Raw genomic sequence first — 19,972 nt, 5'->3', positions numbered from 1 at the left:
AGTGAGGACCCACCGATGAACCGAAATCCCGAACAGCGCACCCGCCGCCTCGCCGCGCGAATCGCCGCCATCGCGGTCATCACCCTCGCGCCACTGGCGATCAGCGCCGGCCCCGCCCTCGCCGATCCCGGACAGGCGGCCCAGATCAGCGATTCCCACGATTCCGGCGACAGCTTCGGCGATAGCAGCAGCTGGAACGGCAACGATGATTTCGGCTGGGACGACAACGGGAACTACGGCTACACCGACCACAACCGGCAGAACTACGACGGATACGAGGACCACCTCAACAGCGGGGGGAACGAGTATCCCGACCGCGACTCGCACAGCAACTTCGACAGCGACCGCGGCTACGACCAGCCGGCCGACTGGGACCGGGAGAACAACGGCGGCGGCTCCCCCAGCCCTGCGGTCTGGAACGTGCCCAACCCCTACATCCCGCCGCCGACCCCGAGCCTGCTGCCGCAGGTCCAGCTGCCGGTCCTGCCGCAGCTGCCGTTCGCGCTGCCGGGTCTGCCGCCCCTTCCCTGAGCGACAACCGACACCTGAACAAGTTGCCGTTGAATAGCGGTACATAAGAAGGCGAGTCGTTATCGACAGCGAACCGGGGCAGCACGGCAGCCCGCCCGGCAGGCGGGCGGCTTCGTGGATCACCTCCGATCGAAGCCGCGGCGCCGGACGGCGGCATCGCGCACCGGCTCCCGAAGCGCCGGTAGGTGGTCGTGACTCTTCCGGTACCCGTTCGATCAGCCCGGACGGAACCGCCGGAACAGTCCGGCCACCGAGGCGAGGTATCCGGATCGGGGCGGAGGCCACGGGATACCGCATTCGCGGGCAAAACGCCGGGCATCGGCCGCAGTTCCACTCTTCGGCCGGTCCCGCGCCCACTCGACGAAACGTGCGGTGAAATCCGGGCCGGTGGCGTACACCAGTTCGGGACAGCGGGTCGCGACTTCCCGGGCTCGCTTGTGCCGCAGTGCGTGCGCCGCCGCATGGACCGCCGCGGGATCGAATCCCGGCGGAACCGCCGCCCCCGCGACCAGCGCGCGGACCAGCGCGGCCTGCCGGTCCGCCAGCCCCGGGGCCTGCCCGTCACTCACCGCGAATCCGCCCGGGCGGCAGCGGTGACCGGGGCGCGGGCTGCGGCATCGGCGATGGCGTCGAGTTCGTCGAGCAGATCGTGGGCAGGTGGATAGTTACCGTCCCGCTCGAGCATGAGCGGAACCGGATGATCATGTGCGAACTCGGCGACCAGCGCGAGCACCTCGGCGGGTACCGGATGCAGGTGGGTGTCGTGATAGTGCCCGCCGGATTCGTGACCACCGGCGATATGGCAGTAGGCGATCCGCTCGGTCGGCAGGCGCCCCAACTCGGTGCGCGGGTCACGACCACGATTACGCGCGTTCGCGTACACATTGGCGATATCCAGCAACAGATACACCCCGGTGCGTTCGACGATCTCGGTGAGGAATTCCGATTCGCTGAATTCGTCGTCGGGCCAGTCGAACAGCGCGGCGATGTTCTCCACCGCCAGCGGTACGTCTGTTCCGGCCCGGGTACGGAGGATGTTCGCGGTCAGCACCTCGAGCGCTTCCCGGCTGCGCGGAACCGGAAGCAGATGACCGGCCTCGACACCGTCGGCCCGCACGAAGGCGATGTGCTCACTGATCAACGGTGCCGCCACCGCCCGCGCACAGGCCGCCAGATGTTCGATCCGGCGGCCGTCGACCGGTTCGGCGCCGCCCAGCGACAGCGAGATCCCGTGCGGGACAACTGCGATTCCCCGGTCGCGCAGAGCCATCAGCTCGGCCGGAACCTCGATCCCGCCGCGGCCGCGACCGAGCGATTCGGCAACCACCTCACAGAAGCCGAGGCCGTCCAGCCGATCTATCAGACCGCAGATCTCCGGGCGCCAGCCGATTCCGAGGGCGGCTTCGGGTAGCGGGCCGGTCACCGGTCAGCCACCGCAACCTCCGCCACCGCATCCCCCACCGCCGCAACCACCACCACTGTCGCCCCCGCCCGCATCACCACCACCGGAATCGCCACCGCCCGAGACCCCCTCGGCGCCGTAGCCGCCCATGGCGGAGTTCAACGCCGGATCGAGCAGAACCAGTGCGTGCACACCGAACAGGGCCACGGCCAGACCGGCGGCCGCGGGACCGTAGGTCGCATAGGACGGTGAATTGCCCGGCCGCAGGTACCGGCCGGCGGCAGTGGCCTCCGCCAGCGCGGCCCGGCCCGCCGGGGTGACCCGCACCGGCGCCACGACCCGCCACCAGGCGATGCCGAGTGCAACCAGTACGAAGATCAGGAACAGCACCGGATTGCCGTTGAACAGCCCGGTGACCAGCCGGGCCACCCCGAAGAGGCCCACCACCAGGATCGGCAGGCCCGCCTCACGCAGCTGTTTCGTGTACCGGCGGTCGGCCAGATAACCGCGATCGACGAGGACTTTGCGCATCCGATCCAGTTCACCGCGTAGCCGATGGGTCACCAGGGTGATCCCCTGTCCGGCATCACCGAGCCGATCACGCACCGCGAGCGTGAACGGGTCGAGCGCGGCCGTCGCCGTGACCGGCCCGACCGGTCGTCCCCCGGTATCTATGAGATCGTGACTGCGCAACAGCGCGACCGAGGCCATCACCGCCCGCCGGTCACTGGTCAGCAGACCGAGCTCGGGGGCGGTCAATTCCCCGGCCGGGGCGGGAGCGGACGCGGTGACGATCCGATGCCGCAGCCACACGCCGGTCAGCACAGCGGCGATCGCGAAAGGGATATAGATCAGCAGGAACCCGGGACCGGAGATACCCCAGGTATCTCCGGCGAGCAGCGCTGATTCCGCGCCCGCCCATCCGACAGTGTGCATACCCACCTCCGGCTCCGCACGATATTGAATCCAGTATCCGGACCGAATCCCTCGCCCGCCACGACGATTCGGTAGCCGGACCGTCGACTGTGCTTCCGCAGACCCGCTCGGAGCGGCGAGCCGGGGCGCGGTCGGCCCCGGCCACCGGAACGGACCAGCCGAAATCCGCGCGGCGATGCGCCTCGGTCGCCGTGGTGCCCCAGGCGCCCGTGCGACGCCCGATGGTTCGCTCGTCTCGGGCGGCGCCGCGAGTTCCAGGGCGCAGGCCAGGTCACGGCCGGCGCAGCCCGCCCCGGAGCGAAGTCGCCACCGACCTCCGGACACGGCGGCGCAATACCGCTGAGTGCCCCCGTGGATGCCTAGGGTCGGGGACCATGAACACTGCCCGTAGGAGATCGACCGTGAGAAGGTCCGGCTCGCGCATGGGGCCGGGCAGTATCGTACGACGCCGTTTCGGGCGGCCCGGGTTCGGTCTGGTGACATTCGCGCTGGTGGCGGGGCTCACGCTGGTATCCGCGCCGGTACACGCCGAACCCACCGGCCCGGATGTCTCGTCCTGGCAGCACGGTGGCGGACGGCCCATCGACTGGTTCTCTGTCCGCGCGGCCGGCCACCATTTCGCCATGGTCAAAGCCACCGAGGGCCTGGACTACGTCAACCCGTTCTTCATTCAGGACAGCCTGCAGATGCGGGTGGCCGGAATGGCCCGCGGCACCTACCACTACGCTCGCCCCGAACTTCCGCCGGAACCGCAAGCCGCCCTCTACTCGACGATCGTGCTCGGCCAGAACGGTCCACTGGACCTGCCGCCGGTACTGGATATGGAGAATTCCGGCGGCCTGGCGCCGGGTGCCCTCATCGACTGGACCCACCGCTACCTCAACACCGTACAAACGTTGACCGGCCGAGTGCCGATCGTCTACACCTATCCCAGGTTCTGGCAGACCGCGATGGCCGACAGCGATCAGTTCCACCGCTACCCGTTGTGGATCGCCGACTACCGTGACCGGGCCGAACCGGAAGTACCCGGTCGCTGGCCCGCCTGGACGTTCTGGCAGCAGACCGACTCCGGCTCGATCCCGGGTATCCACGGCAATACCGATGTGAACGTGTACAGCGGCGCACAAGGCGATTTCGCCCGTTTCGCCCGGATGGGCGGGCTCACCGGTAGCGGATAGCCCGTACGCCGCCGCACTCCGCGGACAACACCCCGACCGAGCTGTGGCTGAACGCCCCGACATGGGACGCGCACGGCCGGAGCGGAAGCGGAGGTACGCACAACGCGCACGGCCGAAGCGGAGGCGGAGGCGGAGGCGGAGGTACGCCTAGACCCCGATCCGGCCGCCCCCGGACTTCCAGACCGCCACCACGGCCGGGCGCGGCTGGCTCGTCCCACCATCCGGCCAGTGCGAAGCCGGCCGATCCACCGACGCATCGTCGGTTTCGCCCGGATGCTGGACACACACCATGACCCGTTCCTCGGTGATCACCGGACCGCAGGTCTCGGCACCGACCGGGACCGACAGGAACTGTTTGGTCTCGCCGCGCCGATCACCGTCGAGCACCACCGCGAACAGTCCGTCGTTGGCATCCAGCGCGTTACCGTCGGTGCTGATCCACAAGTTGCCGTACGGATCGAACGCCAGGTTGTCCGGGCAGGAGATCGGGCTGACCTTCGTCTTGTCGTAGCCCGCGAAATAGGTGTCGGCGGCGGCCGGGTCACCGCAGACCAGCAGCAGGGTCCAGGTGAAGGCGGTGCCCGCGTGGTCGTCGGTGAGTTCGAGGACCTGCCCGTTCTTGTTCTTGTTCCGCGGGTTCGCCTCGTCGACCGCGGGCTTGCCGTCGGTGCCGCGCTTGTCGTTGTTGGTCAGCGCCACATACACCTTGCCGGTTTTCGGGTTCGCCTCGAAATCCTCGGGCCGGTCCATCTTGGTGGCACCCACCTTGTCCCCTGCGAGGCGGGTGAACACCGCGACTTCCTCGGCGGTCATCCCGTCCACCAGCGATTCCCCGCGACCGTCCGCGGCGGTGCGCAGAATCGGGATCCACTGCCCGGTCCCGGTGAATCCCTGGTCGGAGGGCACGGTGCCGGAGCCGTCGATCCGGTCGGGGTGATCGCCGGTCAGTTTCGCAACATAGAGGGTGCCGGCGTCCAGGATGGTCATATTGTGGCGGCGGCTCGCGGCGCCGGTACCCGCTTCGATCTTGCGTGCGGATACGAATTTGTACATGTAGTCGAAGCGTTCGTCGTCACCGCAGTAGGCGACGACCGTGCCGTCCGCGGCGACATGGATATTCGCCGCCTCGTGTTTGAACCGGCCCAGCGCCGTGTGCTTGACCGGTGTGGACGCGGGATCCCACGGGTCGATTTCGACCACCCAGCCGAAACGGTTGGATTCGTTGGGCTCGGCGGCGATATCGAACCGTTTGTCGAATTTCTCCCAGTAGTGCGGGGCGTCGGATTCGCCGATGCCGTAGCGCTTCAACCGGGCGGCCGATACCGGATCGCCGGCGCTGCCCATGAAATAGGCGTTGAAGTTCTCCTCACCGGAGAGCACCGTGCCCCACGGGGTCACGCCGCCGGAACAGTTGTTGACCGTGCCGAGCACCTTGGTACCGGTGGGATCGGCGGTGGTCTTGACCAGTGGACTGCCGGCCGCCGGGCCGGTCAGCCGGAATTCGGTGGTCGCGGTGATCCGCCGGTTGTATTTCCCGAACGCGGGCGCGAGCCGGCCGGTCCCCGGTTCACCGTGCACTTCGACCACGGACAGGCCGTGCGCGGCCATCGCGATCTCGACCTGTTCCCGGGTGATCGCCTCGGGCCGGTATCCCGCGAACATGAACTGTTCGGTCGTGTACTCGTGATTCACCACCAGCAGGTATTTTCCCGGCTGCCCCTCGATCGGCAGCAGTCCGGCGAAATCGTTGTTGTAACCGAACTGCCTGGCCTGCGCGGCCGGGGTCTGGCGGAAGAAATCGAACTCGGGCGCGTCCTCGAACAGCGGATCACCCCAGCGGATGACCACGCCCTGCTCATAGCCTTCCGGAACGACCAGCGCGTCCTGTGTGTTCGGTACCACCGGCGTGAACCCGGTTCCGGTGCCCTCGGTGCTCGCCGTGCTCCCGACCTCGGTGCCCTCGCCGCAGGCGGCGAGTGCGCTCGCCGCGCCGATCGCGACCACTGCGGCCGCGCTGCCCTGCAACAGGCGCCGCCGCGAGATCCCGGCGACGATATCCCCGAAATAGGTGTTCGACGAGGTATTGGGCACCTCGTGGAAGCAGGCGTTGCCGCACTTGTACTGGCAGGTGACGCGCGCCCGCGACCCGGCCGGGTCGTGGGCGACGAAGAGCGCAAGAGGTTTCACAGTTACTCCTGTTCCGGGCTGAACGCACGCACGCTAGCCGACCCAGGCGAGTCCCAGGAGTACTACGGATTAACGACTGTGTTCGTCCGGCAGCGCGGACCGGCGCTCTCGCGACCCCGCGGACGATCATCCGACCGCGCAGTCGATCAACGACCGCCGACTCTCTCCTACGCCGCGTCGAACAGGTCCCAGCCGTTGCGGCGGCCGCGACCGCCGATGCCGTACCGCGGCCGGTTGTCGATTCGGGGTCGCCCGCCCCGCTCAGGCGACGATATTCACCAGTCGACCCGGTACCACGATCAGTTTGCGCGGGGCCTTGCCGTCGAGCAGGGCGGCGATCTTCTCGTCGGCCAGCGCGGCCGCTTCGATCGCCGCCTGATCGGCTTCCACATCGACCTGGATTCGACTGCGGACCTTACCGTTCACCTGGATCGGATATTCGACGGTCTCGGCGGTCAGCAGTGCCGGATCGGCCACCGGGAACGGTCCGTGCGCCAGGGAGTGACTGTGCCCCAGCCGCTCCCACAGTTCCTCGGTCATATGCGGGGCCAGTGGCGCCAGCATCAGCACCACCGGCTCCACCGCCGACCGCGGCGCTCCACCCGGATACGCCTTGGTCAGGTGGTTGGTCAGTTCGATCAGTTTGGCGCCGGCGGTGTTGTCGCGCATGGCTGCCAGGTCCTCGTCGACGCCGGCGATCGTCCGATGCAGCAGTCGCAAGGTCTCGTCGGCCGGATTGTCCTCGGTGACCCGGGTCGCGCCGGTCTCCTCGTCCACCACCAGACGCCAGACCCGCTGCAGGAACCGGTGCGCGCCGATCACGTCCTTGGTCGCCCACGGCCGGGAGGTGTCCAGCGGACCCATCGACATCTCGTAGAAGCGGAAGGTGTCGGCGCCGTACAGATCACAGACCTCGTCCGGGGCGATCGCGTTCTTCAGCGATTTGCCGATCTTGCCGTACTCCTGGTTCACCTCGACCTCGGTGCCCGTGGCGTCGGTCCAGTAGAAGCGGCCGGCGCGTTCGGTCACCTCGGCGGCGGGGACATAGGCACCGCGCGCGTCGGTATAGGCGAATGCCTGGATATAGCCCTGGTTGAACAGGCGGCGGTAGGGTTCGCTACCGCTCACCTCGCCCAGATCGAACAGGACCTTCTGCCAGAACCGGGCGTACAGCAGATGCAGCACCGCATGCTCCACCCCGCCCACGTACAGATCCACCCCGCCCGGATCGTCGGCACCGTGCTCGGCGGTCCGCGGACCCAGCCAGTAGGTCTCGTTCTCCTTGGCGCAGAACTCCTCGGAGTTGGTCGGATCGGCGTAGCGCAGCTGGTACCAGGAACTACCCGCCCAGTTGGGCATCACATTGGTATCGCGGCGGTAGGTGCGCGGACCGTCGCCCAGATCCAGTTCCACCTCGACCCAGTCGGTGGCCTTGGCCAGCGGCGGGGACGGTTCGGAGTTCGCGTCGTCGGGATCGAAGGTGACCGGTGCGAAATCGTCCAGCTCGGGCAACCGCACCGGCAGCATCGATTCCGGCAGCGCGTGCGGGGCACCGGTTTCGTCGTAGACGATCGGGAACGGCTCACCCCAGTACCGCTGCCGCGCGAACAGCCAGTCGCGCAGTTTGTACTGCACGGTGCCCGCACCGTGGCCGTCGATCTCCAGCCGCGCGATCACGGCGGCCTTGGCATCGGCGATGTTCAGTCCGTCCAGGTAGCCGGAGTTGATCGCCGGCCCGTCGCCCGAGTATGCCTCCCCCTCGAAATCCGCGGGCGGCTCCACGGTACGGATGATCGGCAGACCGAAAGCGGTCGCGAAATCCCAGTCGCGCTGATCCTGGCCGGGCACCGCCATGATCGCGCCGGTGCCGTAACCGCTCAGGACGTAATCGGCGATGAAGATCGGGATCCGCGCACCGTTCACCGGGTTGGTGGCATACGCGCCCAGGAAGACACCTGTCTTCTCTTTGTTCTCCTGCCGCTCCAGATCCGATTTCGCGGCGATGGATTTCCGATAGGCCGCCACGGCTTCGGCCGGGCTCGCGCTACCGGCGGTCCAGCGCGGATCGGTGCCGTCCGGCCAGGCGGCCGCCGTCAACCGGTCCACCGCCTCGTGCTCGGGGGCCAGCACCATATAGGTCGCGCCGAACAAGGTATCCGGTCGCGTGGTGAACACCTCGACATCACCGGCCGCAGTGCCGAACTCGACCCGCGCGCCACGCGAGCGGCCGATCCAGTTGCGCTGCATGGCCTTCACGTTCTCCGGCCAGTCCACCCGATCCAGATCGTCGATCAACCGGTCGGAATAGGCGGTGATCCGCATCATCCACTGCCACAGCCGCTTACGGAACACCGGGAAATTGCCGCGCTCGCTGCGGCCGTCCGCAGTGACCTCCTCGTTGGACAACACCGTCCCCAGCCCCGGACACCAGTTCACCACCGAATCCGTCTGGTAGACCAGGCGATAGGAATCGAGCACCGCATTGCGCTCGGCGACCGACAGCGCCGCCCAGTCCGCACCGCCCGGCGCCGGGCGGGCCCCCGCCGCGAACTGCTGCTCCAGCTCCCGGATCGGCCGGGCGCGACCGGCCTCCTGGTCGTACCAGGCGTTGTAGATACGCAGGAAGATCCACTGCGTCCACTTGTAGTACTCGGGATCGGTGGTCGCGAACGAACGCCGCCGATCGTGCCCCAGCCCCAACCGGTCCAGCTGCCGCTGCATGGTGGCGATATTGGCTTCGGTGGTGTCGCGCGGATGCGCTCCCGTCTGCACCGCGTACTGCTCGGCGGGCAGGCCGAACGCGTCGTAACCCAGCGCGTGCAGCACATTGCGGCCCCGCATCCGGTGGTAGCGGGCGAATACATCGGTGGCGATATAGCCCAGCGGATGGCCGACGTGCAGCCCCGCCCCCGACGGATACGGGAACATGTCCTGAACGAACAGCTTGTCGGCCGGCACCTCCCCGGCCAGCGGACCGACCGGATTCGGCGCATAGAAGGTGCCGCGCTCGTTCCAGCGCTCCTGCCACCGCCGCTCGATCTCCCCCGCGAGCTCGGCGGTGTACCGGTGAGCCGGCGTGTCACCGGCGCGACCCTGGGGTGCGCCGTGGTCTACCGAGCCCTGCCCGGCCGTCTCGGTTGCGCGGGAGTCCTGCACGGTCCTGCCTTCTCTAGCTGCTGATGGGGAGAATTCCGTCGCCCAACAGCCTAGGACGTACGCCCTGACAAGCCCAAAAAGGTATGGAGTCGACAGGCACGAGTGACCGCGATCACCCCCGCCCCGCGGTCGACAACCGCAACGCAGGCAGGTTCGGCCGGACACCACACGCCCGACCACGGACCGAAACGCAGGGCGTGCAGTGTCCGAGAACCCGGCACCGACCGGGTAGCGAACCACCCCCGGACCGGTCGAAACACACCCATGCAGACCCGGATGGTCGACATTCGTGCGTCGGGGCCCGCCCCGGTCCTGGAGCGACGAGCCGACCACCGGAGTCGAAATCCCGAGCCACCCGAGCCCGACCCGCCACGACGCCGAACGCCAGGCCCACCACAAAGGCGGGGCCCGCCCCGGTTCTGGAGCGACGGAGCGGGGGAGCGAAGCGGAGGAGCGCAGGAGTGAAGAACCGGGGTCACGAGGGCCCCGCCAGCCCCGCCGCAGGCGGGCCGATAAACACAGCTATTCTCGTCGGGTGTTCGTTGTCGCAATTCTCCTGTTCGTCCTGGCCGTGGTGGCCCTGACGACAGGTGTGCTCGGCCTCGTCGGCCGTCTTCCCGGCAACCGCTATGTCGGGGTGCACACCGAGGCCGCGCTGCGCGATGAGACCGCGTTCCGGACCGCCAACCGGGTGGCCGCCCCGACCTCCATTGTCGCGGGCGCGCTGTTGGCCGCGGGCGCGCTGGTGGTGCTGGCCGCCGGTGGGCTGATCGCCGTGGTGGTGACCGCCGCGGTTCTGGTGATCGCCCTGTTCACGCTCGGTGCCGGCGCGAACGCGGGTGCGCGGGCCGCCGAGGCGATTGCGCCGCCGCCGCCGGCGACCGGCGGATGCGGCGGGTCCTGCGGCGGTTGCTCGCTCAAGAGCACTTGCGAACCCGCGGCCTCGCAGCCGGCCTGACGGTCGTTCAGCCCAGCCAGTCCAGCACCGAGGCAGCTGTCCAGGACTGCTGCATACTTCCCAGCGGTTCGCCGGTGAACGGTTCGTAGTATTCGGCGAAACTGCCGTCGCTGGCCTGCCGTAGCGCTTCGGCCCGCAACATGTACGAGCGTTCCGCCCAGCCGCGATGGGCGAACACCCAGGAGAACAGCCAGCTCATCACCGGCCATACCGGGCCCCGCCAATATTCACGCGGCCGGAAATCCTTGGATACCGGCGAGGTGGAGGGCGGTAGCGCGTAGCGCAGATCCGGGTGTCCGCAGAAACGTGGGCCCTCGAACAGCCGCAGCAGGTTGCGTTCGGTGGCGCGGGGCAGGCCGCCGCTGATCAGGGGCGCGAACATGGCCAGTGTCTCGGTGGTGATCCAGCGTTGCAGCCGGGTGTCGTAGTCGCGGGCCGCTCCGGTGCGGGCGTCGGTGGTGGCGATCACCCCGGCACGGAATCGGTCGGCCCAGCCGAAGAGTTCCCGGGTATCGGATTTGGCCTGGTGGTATTCCTCGCCGATCTGCCCGAGTACTTCGCAGGCCAGGGCGAAGATCGCGGTCACGAATACGTCCTCGACGGCGAAGTCCATCGCCGAGCTCAGCGCGTCGTCGTCGTAGCGGGCGCGGCGCATCTGTTCGACCAGCCACAGGTAGCGGTCGTATTCGCGGTCGGTGGGTCGCTGGGTGGGGTCGGCGACGACGAGGAGATCCTCGCGCCGAAACGGCGGCAGGTCACCGGGCACCACGTTCGCGTAGGCCCGGTCCCAGCGCGGCGAGTTGTCCATTCCGGATTCCCAGCCGTGGTACAGCGTGATGCGGCCGCTGCCCAGGGGGTCGCGGGCGTGGGCCAGCCAGCGATGCCAGCGCACCAGATCGGCCCAGCGCCGGTTGAGGAATTCCTCGGCGACCGCGCGGGTGCTGCGGCCGTGGCGGCGCGAATGATCCAGGATCCGCTGGACCGCGATGGCGTGGACCGGCGGCTGGGTGATTCCGGAGGTGTCGGGCCCGTCCGGCGCGTTGGCTGCCAGCAGCCGGCATTCCCAGCGGGCCGGACCGGGAAAGTACCCGTCCACGCCGTTGGCGAAGACGATGTGGGGGATCATGCCGTTCTTCCACTGCGCCGAGAGCAGGGTGTCGAGTTCGATCACCGCGCGCTCCACGCTCAGCGGTGCCAAACCCACCGCGACGAAGGCCGCGTCCCAGCTCCACATATGGGGATACAACCGCGGCGCCGCGCTGGTCATGGTCCCCAAATCATTGCCGCGCAGCAGGTAGGCCGCGCGGGCGGCGAGCTGCGTGGGGGTGAAACCTGGGTGCGCCATCTCTATATCTTGCTGCTCGGGACCGGGGACACGCAGTACTGGTGCGTGTGAACGCAATATCTACCCAGTCACGGTTTCGCTCCGGTGTGCGCCGTATTTCGCGCGCGCTACACGAACGTGCCGAAACCGCGCAGTGCGGGTGTGGCCGTCGTGCGGTGTGGTACGCACTATCGGGCGGGTCCGGGCATCGACAACCCGGACACCGAGGTGCGCGGGACGATATGAGGAGTGGCCGATATGCAGCAGGAAGCGGACGCAGCCCGGGACCGGCCGGTGGCGCTGATCACCGGCGCGGGCCGTGGTCTCGGCGCAGCGATCGCCCGGGAGCTGGCCGCCGACCACCGGCTGCTGCTGGGGGCGCGGACCGCCACCGGACTGGAGTCGATCCTCGCCGAACTCCCGGGAGCCACCGGGTGGCCGGTGGACCTGACCGATTACGCGGGGGTCGCGGACGCGGTGCGATCGATCGACCGGCTGGACGTCCTGGTGCACAATGCCGGGATCGCCGATCTGGGCACCATCGCCGAATCCTCGGTGCGGCAGTGGCGCGAAACGCTCGAGGCCAATCTGATCGCCGTGGCGGAGCTGACCCGCCTGCTGCTGCCGGCCCTGCGGGCGGCCGACGGTCATGTGGTGCTGATCAATTCGGGTGCGGGCCTGCGCGCCAATGCCGGTTGGGCGTCCTATGCGGCCAGCAAGTTCGGCCTGCGCGCGTTCGGGGACGCGCTCCGGCTGGAGGAGCCGTCACTTCGGGTGACCTCGATTCATCCCGGCCGCATCGATACGGATATGCAACGGGCGATCGTGGCCGGGGAGGGGCACGCGTACGACCCGGCCCGGTTCCTGCGCCCGGATACCGTCGCCCGCACCGTCCGGACCGCGATCGACACTCCGCGCGACGCCCATCCCACCGAGATTGTGCTGCGTCCCCGGTGACATCCCGCTGGCCCGATCGCCTCGTCGTCCGGCCCTGGACGCCGGACGACGCACGACGTGTCGCCGGGTGGCGGTACGGCGGCCCGTGGCAGGTCTACGACCTGGCCGAAGACGTGCTCCCCAGCGTCCCGGGCGAGTATCTGGCCGTGGCCGCCGCGGACGACGATTCGCTGATCGGTTTCTATTGCACCGGCGTCGAAGCACGGGTGCCGGGTCTGCCGGCGGAGTTCGGGGTGGTCGATCTCGGCGCGGGCCTGGATCCCGTCTGGGTCGGCAAGGGTTACGGCGCGGGTTTCGGATCCGCCGTACTCACCGAGCTGCGCAGGACTCATCCCACTTCCGTGGTGCGCGCGGTGGTCCAGTCGTGGAATGTCCGCAGCCTGCGACTGCTACGGAATCTGGGCTTCCTGGAATCGGGCCGGCACACCTGTGTGCAGAACGGACGATCGGTCGAGTACGTGGTGGCGCTGCTGCCGGTACCGTGATCCACCCGCACCCGGTACGGCCCCCGTCCCCGGATCCGGCTCGCTCGATATGGCGATGCGAATCGAATTGCGCGCCAATACCATCGGTTCATGGGAGCAGGGGAGAACAGCACAGGACCGAACCGCCGCGCGATCGTGGCCGCCGCCACCGTGGCCGCGGCGGGCCTCGGTGCCGGGGCCGGGTTCACGGTGGGCAGGACGGACCGCGAGGAAGGACCGGCGACGGCCGAGGGTTCGTTCACGGTGGTCGACCGGCGCGGTAAGCAGCGGTTCCTGCTGGAATCGGCGAAACCGCGATCGTATTCGGCGGCAGAACATATCCGGCCCAGGATCGGCAGGGCCCGGACGCGAGCTACCTGATCTTCAACGACGAGAACGGTGACGAGAAGGGCGGCATCATCGCCGCGAGCGAGGGCGCGCAGATCTCATTGGACTACCCGAACGGGGATGCCGTACATCTGCGCGTGCAGTGGCAGGACCGGTCCGGCGGCGCGAAATCGGCCATGCGACATATGGGAGACCCGACCGTTCCGCTCGAACAGGCAGTGCATCCCGACGGGGTGATCCTGGCCACCGATACCGAGCGGGGCGCGGCCCTGATGCTGTGTGACCAGCAGGGTCGCCCGCGAATCCGGTTGCAGGTGGCGCCGGACGGAACGCCGTCGATCGCGATGCCCGACGAGGAGGGCAAAGTGGTCCGGCAGCTCTGACGCCGACGCGGCGGCGGACGCGAGACAACGTCCACCGCCGCGAAAGCAGAAGTCCGGCAACTCGTCCGGTGCGGTCAGTGCTCGTCGTAGTGTCCGTTGTGGGCGGCGTGCCGATGCCCGTCGTGGATGTAGTCGACGTGATCGCCGTGCGGAACCGCGACATGGCCGCAGCCCTCCCCGTGCACATGCTCGTGCGATGCGGCGTGTTCGGTGTGGCTGTGGGTTTCGCATTCGTCGAAGTGCCCCTCGTGGGCGCGGTGCAGATGTCCGTCGTGGACATAGTCGACGTGATCGCCGTGCGGAACCGCGACATGGCCGCAGTCGGGCCCGTGCACATGGGTATGTTCGGTGTGCTGATCGTGTGCCGCTGTCATCGGTGTTCCCTCTTTCCTCGAAGCGGTTGCTTTTCTCGAAACGGTCACCTGGAACTACGCACTCGAATACATTACCAAGTGCGCATCAATGCAGGTAGCTACGCATGCGCCGACCCTTGATAGCGGGGCGGACCCCCGGGTGCTTCCCAACACTTCCCCGCACTGGCAAACCCTGACAGATACCCGAATCATCCGACCTTTAAACGCGTTTCGGGAATTTTTTGCGATGTTCGGGTGTCTTTCGAGTACCAACCGCGTAACCTCGGTGTAGTTCGAAACCGACGGGCAACAGCCTTTATGCCCGGCGGGTGTAGCTGCGCGTCAGTTCTGGCTGGTATCCCACTGGCAATTCCGTGATGAAGATCGGACACGAGACCTCATGATGATCCGCAAGATCGTTGCGGCCGTAGTGCCGCTGCTCGCCACCACAACCGTGGGCGCGGCGGTCGTGCACGCAGAACCCGCGACCCCCGAAATCGGCTACCGCGCCGAGCTCATCGGTGACAAGGTGGTCACCACCCTCACCAACGGTACTTTTGATATCGACGGCGAAGTGGTCGATATTCTGGACAATTCCGGCGCCACCGTCGTCTCGCTGCCCCTGGCGGTTCGCGAGGGCGCGACCGAATACCCGCTTCCGCACGCCGTGCGCGACGGGAACCGAGTGCTGGAACTGACCGCCGTCAAGGATGTGGCGGCGGCCCGGCCCGCGGCGCAGCCGGTGGCCTCACCACAAGAGAACTACTCGGCGCAGAACAACTTCGCCTCACAGTTCGGTCTCGCCACCGCCATCGGCGGCTTCATCGGGACCGCACTCGGCGCTGTCGTAGGGCTGATCACCTGGGCCGGCGGTCCGGTAACGGGCATACCCGGAATTGTTACCGCCGCTGCCATCGGTGGCATCATCGGCACCATCGTCGTAGGCGGCCCGACGCTGATCATCGCCGGTATCGATCTGGTCAACACCTTGACCGCCGCCCCCGGCACCACGCAGTGGGCGCCGCGTCAGCAGGTGCAGTCGACGAACTGATCGCCGTCACGGATCGGAAAACACGGGTCGGTGACCCGGTCCGCGGTGCTCGACAACGAAAGGCGCCCGGTCTGCATCGCAGACCGGGCGCCTTGTACATCTGCGGTCAGGCGATACCGCTGACCGGTTCCGGGTTGATCTCATCGCGCCAGGCGAGCGCCTCGCGCACCTGGGTCAGGTCGTAGTCCGGGCCGTTGATACCGACTGTGAACAGGGTGGCGCCGGCCTTCAGATAGTCCGGGGCCTTGTCCGCGCCCGGCCAGGCGACCGAATGCTCGATCTTGTCCGGTTCGGTACCCACCCGCGCGCAGTGCTCCTCGAGCACCTGGCTCTTATGCGTGAAAACATCCAGTTCGCCGAAGCTGTGCCAGATATCGGCATATTCGGCCACGAGCCGCAGCGTCTTCTTCTCCCCACCACCGCCGATGAGAATCGGGATCTCCCGCTCCGGCTGCGGGTTGAGTTTCGCCAACCGGCCGGTGATCCGCGGGAGATATTCCTTGAGCAGGTTCAGGCGGCTGCCCGCCGTACCGAAGTCGTACCCGTACTCGTCGTAATCGCGTTCGAACCAGCCCGACCCGATGCCCAGAATCAGCCGGCCGCCGCTGATCCGATCGACGGTTCGGGCCATATCGGCGAGCAGGTCCGGGTTGCGGTAGCCGCCGCCGGTGACCAGTGCGCCGATCTCCACTCGTTCGGTCTGCTCGGCGAACGCGCCGAGCATGGTCCAGCATTCGAAATGCGCGCCGTCGGGGTCCCCGTACAGCGGATAGAAGTGATCCCAGTTGAACACGATGTCCACACCCGCGTCCTCGGCCCGCAACACGGCATCGCGGATGAGTCCGTAGTCGGGCGCGTGCTGGGGCTGGAGTTGAACTCCGATCCGAACCGGTCGGCTCATCTTGTCTGACTCCTCGTCGTCGGGTGATATCCCGGATCCGAGGCTACCGGGGTATCGGGCGCCCGGCCCGGTGACAGCGGCCCCGGGCGCAATCCATCGCCGGTGGTCGATGGATTACCGAATTCCGTTCCGGCATGGATTGCGTAACAGATGAATACACGGCTTTTTCAGGCGTTTTCGTTGAGTAGCATTTCGACCGCGTCTCGTTGTCACGACCTGCTCCCGGTCGGCGATCACGCACAGAAGGAGGCTCCGCCCATGCCTGTGTGCACGACTCGCGACAAGGTGAACATCTATTACAAGGACTGGGGCAGCGGTCGCCCGGTTGTATTCATCCACGGCTGGCCGCTGAACGCCGATGCCTGGGAAGACCAGATGAAATTCGTGGCCGACAACGGCTACCGCGGTATCGCCCACGACCGGCGCGGCCACGGCCGCTCGGATCAACCGTGGAACGGTTACGATTTCGATACCTTCGCCGACGACCTGAACGATCTGCTGACCGGTCTGGACATCCGCGATGCCACGCTGGTGGCACACAGTATGGGTGGCGGAGAGCTCGCCCGGTACATCGGCCGGCACGGCACCGGACGGGTGCACTCCGCGGTATTGCTCTCGGCGATACCGCCTTTGATGATCAAGAACGAGAATAATCCGGAAGGCGTGCCGGACAAGGTTTTCGAAGAGATAAAATCCGGAATTCTGAACGAGCGTTCGCAATTCTGGAAGGACACCTCCGAGGGATTCTTCAGCGCGAACCGACCCGGCAACAAGGTCACTCAGGGCAACCGCGACGCATTCTGGTTCATGGCCATGCAGGAAAGTATCCAGGCCGGCGTGAAATGCGTCGACGCGTTCGCCTACACCGATTTCACCGAGGATTTGCGGAAGTTCGATATTCCCACCCTGGTGGTACACGGTGACGACGACCAGGTCGTCCCGATCGATGCCACCGGCCGCAAAACCGCGGAGATCGTGCCGGATTCGACGCTGAAGGTGTACGAGGGCGGCTCGCACGGGATCGCACTGGTTCCCGGCGACAAGGAGAAGTTCAACGCCGATCTGCTGGAATTCCTCGGAAACTGACAGCCGTAGCTCGCGGACCGCGTTCCCACGGCCCGGGAACGCGGTCCTTTGCGCTTTCCGGAGAGCGGCAATCGGCCATTTCCGAGATAACGGCAGGTCAGCGGATTTCTTCCCGACTGAAACGCCGACCCCGCCGGACACCGGGCATTCAGGAGAGGGTTTGTCTACCGTTTCGCTGTACCGCTTCAAACCGAACGATCACGGGAGGTTGGACAGTGGCAAACAGCGTTCGTGCCGCAATGGTCGCCGCGCTGGCGGCGGCGGCCGTCACCGGACCCGCCGCGGCCCACGCACTCGCGGCACCCGACACAGATCCCGGTACCCATGTGAACTACCGGTCGGGCGACGGTGACCACACCCGCCTGATCCACAACGGCGACGAGCGCGGCGCGGAGTCCTCGACGTCCCGGCCCCCGTCGTCCACCGGCGACAGCGGACAGTCCGGTTCCGGAAGCGTGGGCGAGAGCGGACAACAATCCGGCGACACCTGGTCCGACCCCAGCGGTAACCAGTCGTCCGGTGGTGATCGACCGGACTCCAGCAGCTCGGGCGACAACCGGCAACAACCCGGCAGCGTCGGCACCGACCAGCAATCACAAACCGGCCAGGACAGCACCTACCCCGGATGGGGCATCGGCCGGCAATCTCGAGCCGACCAGTATCCCGGCACCTACCCGGGGTGGAGCACCGACCGGCAATCACAAACCGGTGGCCCGAACAGCTCGGGCGACAGCCGGCAACAACCCGACGGCGTCGGCACCGACCAGCGATCACAAACCGGCCAGGACAGCACCTACCCCGGTTCAGGTGTCGGGAACAGCCGAACCGATACCGGCGAGCCGGCGCCGTCCGGTTCCGTGGACAGTCGACAGTCCCGATCCGGCAGCATCGACAGTCAGCAGGAGCAGAGCGGACCTACCCCGGACAGTCAGCAGCCGAGTCGGAGCAGCGATTCGAGTGGGTCGGTGACCTCGCCCTACGAGATGGAAGAGCGCCGATAGCCGGACCGGGCGGCGGTCGAGGACGCCCGGTAGCCGGCTCTACCGGACCGGCGAAGACGGCAGGGCCCCACGGATCCCGTGGGGCCCTGCGGCTGCTGTCGGCCGAGCCCGGAAGCGGCGGTTCACGCCCGCTACCGGGCCGGACGAGACAACCGGGACGGGGTCAGTCCCGGACGAGCGCCATCAGGTTGTCCAATGACCGCGCCGAGGGCAGACCCAGCGCCCGCTCGGCGACGGTGCCGGCGCGCACCGCGGACAGTCGGCCCTCCACATTCAGGTCGAATTTGAGGGTGAGTTCGTCATCGGAGAGCGGGTTCGCCGGACCACCACGATTGTGGTCGATCCGCGCCTCGTGCCACTGCCCGTCCGTGGTCCGCACCCGCAGCACGGCCGGGAACTGGTGCGGATAGATCTCGTCACAGCGGTCGTCGCTGCGGCTCACCACGAGAGCGGCCAATTCGAGAGTGCGCGGATCCCGAGCGGCCGCATCGGTGAAATCGGCATGGCCCAGCCCCAGCCCGGAACCGCCGAGCAGCGCCCGCGCCACCGTGTAGGGACCCGAGAACGCGGCGTGATAGCCGGATTCGGGCGCGGCCTTGGCCGCGGGCGGTTCGGCGATGGTGCGCAGCACCGGTTTCGGCACGCCCAATTCGATCTCCACGATCCGGTCCGGATCGAGCCCGCCGCTGCGCAGCGCGCGGGCGGCATCGATACCGGCGTGGGTGAAATGGTTGCACGGATAGGGTTTGAAGAAGATCCCCGGAAGCTCCCAGTGCTCGCCCAGCCGGTCGACGACCTTGGCCGTATCGGCGCGGTCCCCGCAGAAGGCGTGCAGGAATCCGAAGCGGCCCTCGATCACGGTCGGCGGCCCGGTGAGCCCGTGCCGGGCGAGTTCCGCCGCAGTCACACCCGAATGCGCGGCCCAGCCGCAATGCGCCCGTTTGACCGTGCCGCCGGTGCGGTTGGCCTCCAGCAGACCGGCGCCGAAACTGGCGGCGATACCCATCGCGTCGGCGATACCCTCGGCGTCCAGGCCGTACAGCATCGCCGCGGCGGCGGCCGAGCCGACGGCGCCGCAGATGGAGGTCGCGTGCTGGCCGCGTTCGAAGAATTCGGAGTTGCCGAGTTCTTCGTCGTAGCCGCCCATACCGAGGCGGACCGCGATCTCGATACCCGTGCCCGCCGCGTCCAGCACGGCGGCGCCGGTGGCACCGGTGGCCTCACCGACCGCGAGAGCCGCCGGGACCACCGAGGCGGAGGGATGCAATACCGACGGCAGATGGGTGTCGTCGGAATCCATCGAATGCGCGAGGGTGCCGTTCACCAGCGCGGCGGTCGCCGCGGGGAACCGCTCGCCGGTGCCGATACCGGTGGCGGCGGCGGCACCGGCCCAGCCGCGAGCCACTGCCGTAACGGCCTGCGCCGAGGGCTGGCCGTGCGCGGCGACGGAATTGCCGAGTACGTCCAGCACGCGTCTGGCCACATCCTTGCGGAGTTCCTCGGAAAGCCCCGCGGTCCGGGTGTGCTCCGCGAGAGCGGCGAGCCGGCCGACGACGGTACCGGTGAAATCGTGCCGGCCCGGGCCCGACCCGCTCACGCTGTCTGACCGCGGCGCGAGCGGGGGCCCTGCGAGGTCACGCTGCGCTGCCTTCTCCGGGCCTGACCCGCTCACGCTGTCTGACCGCGGCGCGAGCGGGGGCCCTGCGAGGTCACGCTGCGCTGCCTTCTCCGGGCCTGACCCGCTCACGCTGTCTGA

Annotated in this window: 19 protein-coding genes; 10 read left to right on the top strand and 9 right to left on the bottom strand. The window is 67.9% G+C overall.

Annotation, left to right across the window (positions count from 1 at the left end; translation table 11 throughout):
• Window positions 1-15: 15 nt before the first annotated feature.
• Entirely contained in the window at window positions 16-531 is a 516-nt protein-coding gene (locus ACWCPQ_RS26625) for a hypothetical protein (RefSeq protein WP_449903677.1), read from the top strand.
• A gap of 215 nt (window positions 532-746) precedes the next feature.
• Here ACWCPQ_RS26625 and ACWCPQ_RS26620 read toward each other — a convergent pair whose 3' ends face one another.
• The 3 genes from ACWCPQ_RS26620 to ACWCPQ_RS26610 are packed head-to-tail and all read right to left on the bottom strand — an operon-like array spanning window position 747 to window position 2,869.
• Window positions 747-1,100: a hypothetical protein gene (locus ACWCPQ_RS26620; protein ID WP_449903675.1), complete on the bottom strand. Its 354-nt coding sequence runs from the start codon at window positions 1,098-1,100 to the stop codon at window positions 747-749.
• Window positions 1,097-1,954 (bottom strand): DUF692 domain-containing protein, encoded by an 858-nt coding sequence (locus ACWCPQ_RS26615; RefSeq protein WP_449903673.1) that lies wholly within the window; start codon window positions 1,952-1,954, stop codon window positions 1,097-1,099. The genes ACWCPQ_RS26620 and ACWCPQ_RS26615 overlap by 4 nt, the downstream gene beginning before the upstream one ends.
• A gap of 3 nt (window positions 1,955-1,957) precedes the next feature.
• The gene (locus tag ACWCPQ_RS26610; protein ID WP_449903671.1) at window positions 1,958-2,869 is read right to left on the bottom strand and encodes a TIGR04222 domain-containing membrane protein; all 912 of its coding nucleotides are present in this window, start codon (window positions 2,867-2,869) and stop codon (window positions 1,958-1,960) included.
• Window positions 2,870-3,291: 422 nt separating this feature from the next.
• On the opposite strand from ACWCPQ_RS26610, the gene ACWCPQ_RS26605 reads away from it, so the two are divergent.
• A complete protein-coding gene (locus ACWCPQ_RS26605) occupies window positions 3,292-4,047 on the top strand; it encodes a glycoside hydrolase family 25 protein (protein WP_449903784.1) in 756 nt (251 codons plus the stop codon).
• 147 nt (window positions 4,048-4,194) lie between these two features.
• On the opposite strand, the gene ACWCPQ_RS26600 is transcribed toward ACWCPQ_RS26605, so the two are convergent.
• A complete protein-coding gene (locus ACWCPQ_RS26600) occupies window positions 4,195-6,234 on the bottom strand; it encodes a PhoX family protein (RefSeq protein WP_449903669.1) in 2,040 nt (679 codons plus the stop codon).
• 261 nt (window positions 6,235-6,495) lie between these two features.
• Entirely contained in the window at window positions 6,496-9,390 is a 2,895-nt protein-coding gene (leuS, locus tag ACWCPQ_RS26595; RefSeq protein ID WP_449903666.1) for a leucine--tRNA ligase, read from the bottom strand.
• A 535-nt stretch (window positions 9,391-9,925) separates the two neighbouring features.
• On the opposite strand from leuS, the gene ACWCPQ_RS26590 reads away from it, so the two are divergent.
• Complete coding sequence (locus ACWCPQ_RS26590; RefSeq protein WP_449903663.1) at window positions 9,926-10,348, top strand: SdpI family protein; 423 nt, start codon at window positions 9,926-9,928, stop codon at window positions 10,346-10,348.
• Window positions 10,349-10,355: 7 nt separating this feature from the next.
• Here the strand turns inward: ACWCPQ_RS26590 and ggh are convergent, their stop codons facing one another.
• On the bottom strand, window positions 10,356-11,693 hold the full coding sequence (ggh, locus tag ACWCPQ_RS26585) for a glucosylglycerate hydrolase (protein WP_449903660.1): 1,338 nt from the start codon (window positions 11,691-11,693) through the stop codon (window positions 10,356-10,358).
• Between the two features lie 237 nt (window positions 11,694-11,930).
• Here ggh and ACWCPQ_RS26580 point away from each other — a divergent pair, with 237 nt between their 5' ends.
• The 4 genes from ACWCPQ_RS26580 (at window position 11,931) to ACWCPQ_RS26565 (ending at window position 13,824) form a co-directional block, all read left to right on the top strand.
• A complete protein-coding gene (locus ACWCPQ_RS26580) occupies window positions 11,931-12,629 on the top strand; it encodes an SDR family oxidoreductase (RefSeq protein ID WP_449903658.1) in 699 nt (232 codons plus the stop codon).
• A complete protein-coding gene (locus ACWCPQ_RS26575; RefSeq protein WP_449903655.1) occupies window positions 12,626-13,114 on the top strand; it encodes a GNAT family N-acetyltransferase in 489 nt (162 codons plus the stop codon). The genes ACWCPQ_RS26580 and ACWCPQ_RS26575 overlap by 4 nt, the downstream gene beginning before the upstream one ends.
• Window positions 13,115-13,204: 90 nt before the next feature.
• Window positions 13,205-13,474, top strand: a complete 270-nt coding sequence (locus ACWCPQ_RS26570; RefSeq protein ID WP_449903653.1) for a hypothetical protein — start codon at window positions 13,205-13,207, stop codon at window positions 13,472-13,474.
• A 68-nt stretch (window positions 13,475-13,542) separates the two neighbouring features.
• The gene (locus ACWCPQ_RS26565) at window positions 13,543-13,824 is read left to right on the top strand and encodes a hypothetical protein (RefSeq protein WP_449903651.1); all 282 of its coding nucleotides are present in this window, start codon (window positions 13,543-13,545) and stop codon (window positions 13,822-13,824) included.
• A gap of 74 nt (window positions 13,825-13,898) precedes the next feature.
• Here the strand turns inward: ACWCPQ_RS26565 and ACWCPQ_RS26560 are convergent, their stop codons facing one another.
• Window positions 13,899-14,198 carry a hypothetical protein gene (locus ACWCPQ_RS26560; RefSeq protein ID WP_449903650.1) on the bottom strand — a complete coding sequence of 100 codons (300 nt, stop codon included), beginning with the start codon at window positions 14,196-14,198 and terminating at the stop codon, window positions 13,899-13,901.
• Between the two features lie 379 nt (window positions 14,199-14,577).
• On the opposite strand from ACWCPQ_RS26560, the gene ACWCPQ_RS26555 reads away from it, so the two are divergent.
• On the top strand, window positions 14,578-15,228 hold the full coding sequence (locus ACWCPQ_RS26555) for an ammonium transporter (protein WP_449903648.1): 651 nt from the start codon (window positions 14,578-14,580) through the stop codon (window positions 15,226-15,228).
• Window positions 15,229-15,334: 106 nt separating this feature from the next.
• On the opposite strand, the gene ACWCPQ_RS26550 is transcribed toward ACWCPQ_RS26555, so the two are convergent.
• Window positions 15,335-16,129, bottom strand: coding sequence for an LLM class F420-dependent oxidoreductase (locus ACWCPQ_RS26550; protein WP_449903645.1), 795 nt, complete (start codon window positions 16,127-16,129; stop codon window positions 15,335-15,337).
• A gap of 258 nt (window positions 16,130-16,387) precedes the next feature.
• Here ACWCPQ_RS26550 and ACWCPQ_RS26545 point away from each other — a divergent pair, with 258 nt between their 5' ends.
• Together ACWCPQ_RS26545 and ACWCPQ_RS26540 are read left to right on the top strand one after the other, a co-directional pair.
• A complete protein-coding gene (locus ACWCPQ_RS26545; protein WP_449903643.1) occupies window positions 16,388-17,215 on the top strand; it encodes an alpha/beta fold hydrolase in 828 nt (275 codons plus the stop codon).
• A gap of 215 nt (window positions 17,216-17,430) precedes the next feature.
• Window positions 17,431-18,216 carry a hypothetical protein gene (locus ACWCPQ_RS26540; protein WP_449903641.1) on the top strand — a complete coding sequence of 262 codons (786 nt, stop codon included), beginning with the start codon at window positions 17,431-17,433 and terminating at the stop codon, window positions 18,214-18,216.
• Window positions 18,217-18,379: 163 nt separating this feature from the next.
• Here the strand turns inward: ACWCPQ_RS26540 and ACWCPQ_RS26535 are convergent, their stop codons facing one another.
• The gene (locus tag ACWCPQ_RS26535) at window positions 18,380-19,813 is read right to left on the bottom strand and encodes an MmgE/PrpD family protein (protein WP_449903639.1); all 1,434 of its coding nucleotides are present in this window, start codon (window positions 19,811-19,813) and stop codon (window positions 18,380-18,382) included.
• Window positions 19,814-19,972: the final 159 nt, after the last annotated feature.

The sequence above is a fragment of the Nocardia sp. NPDC001965 genome (assembly GCF_053594175.1).
Note: the sequence above shows the minus strand (reverse complement) of the source record. Positions and strands in the feature narration are given on the sequence as shown.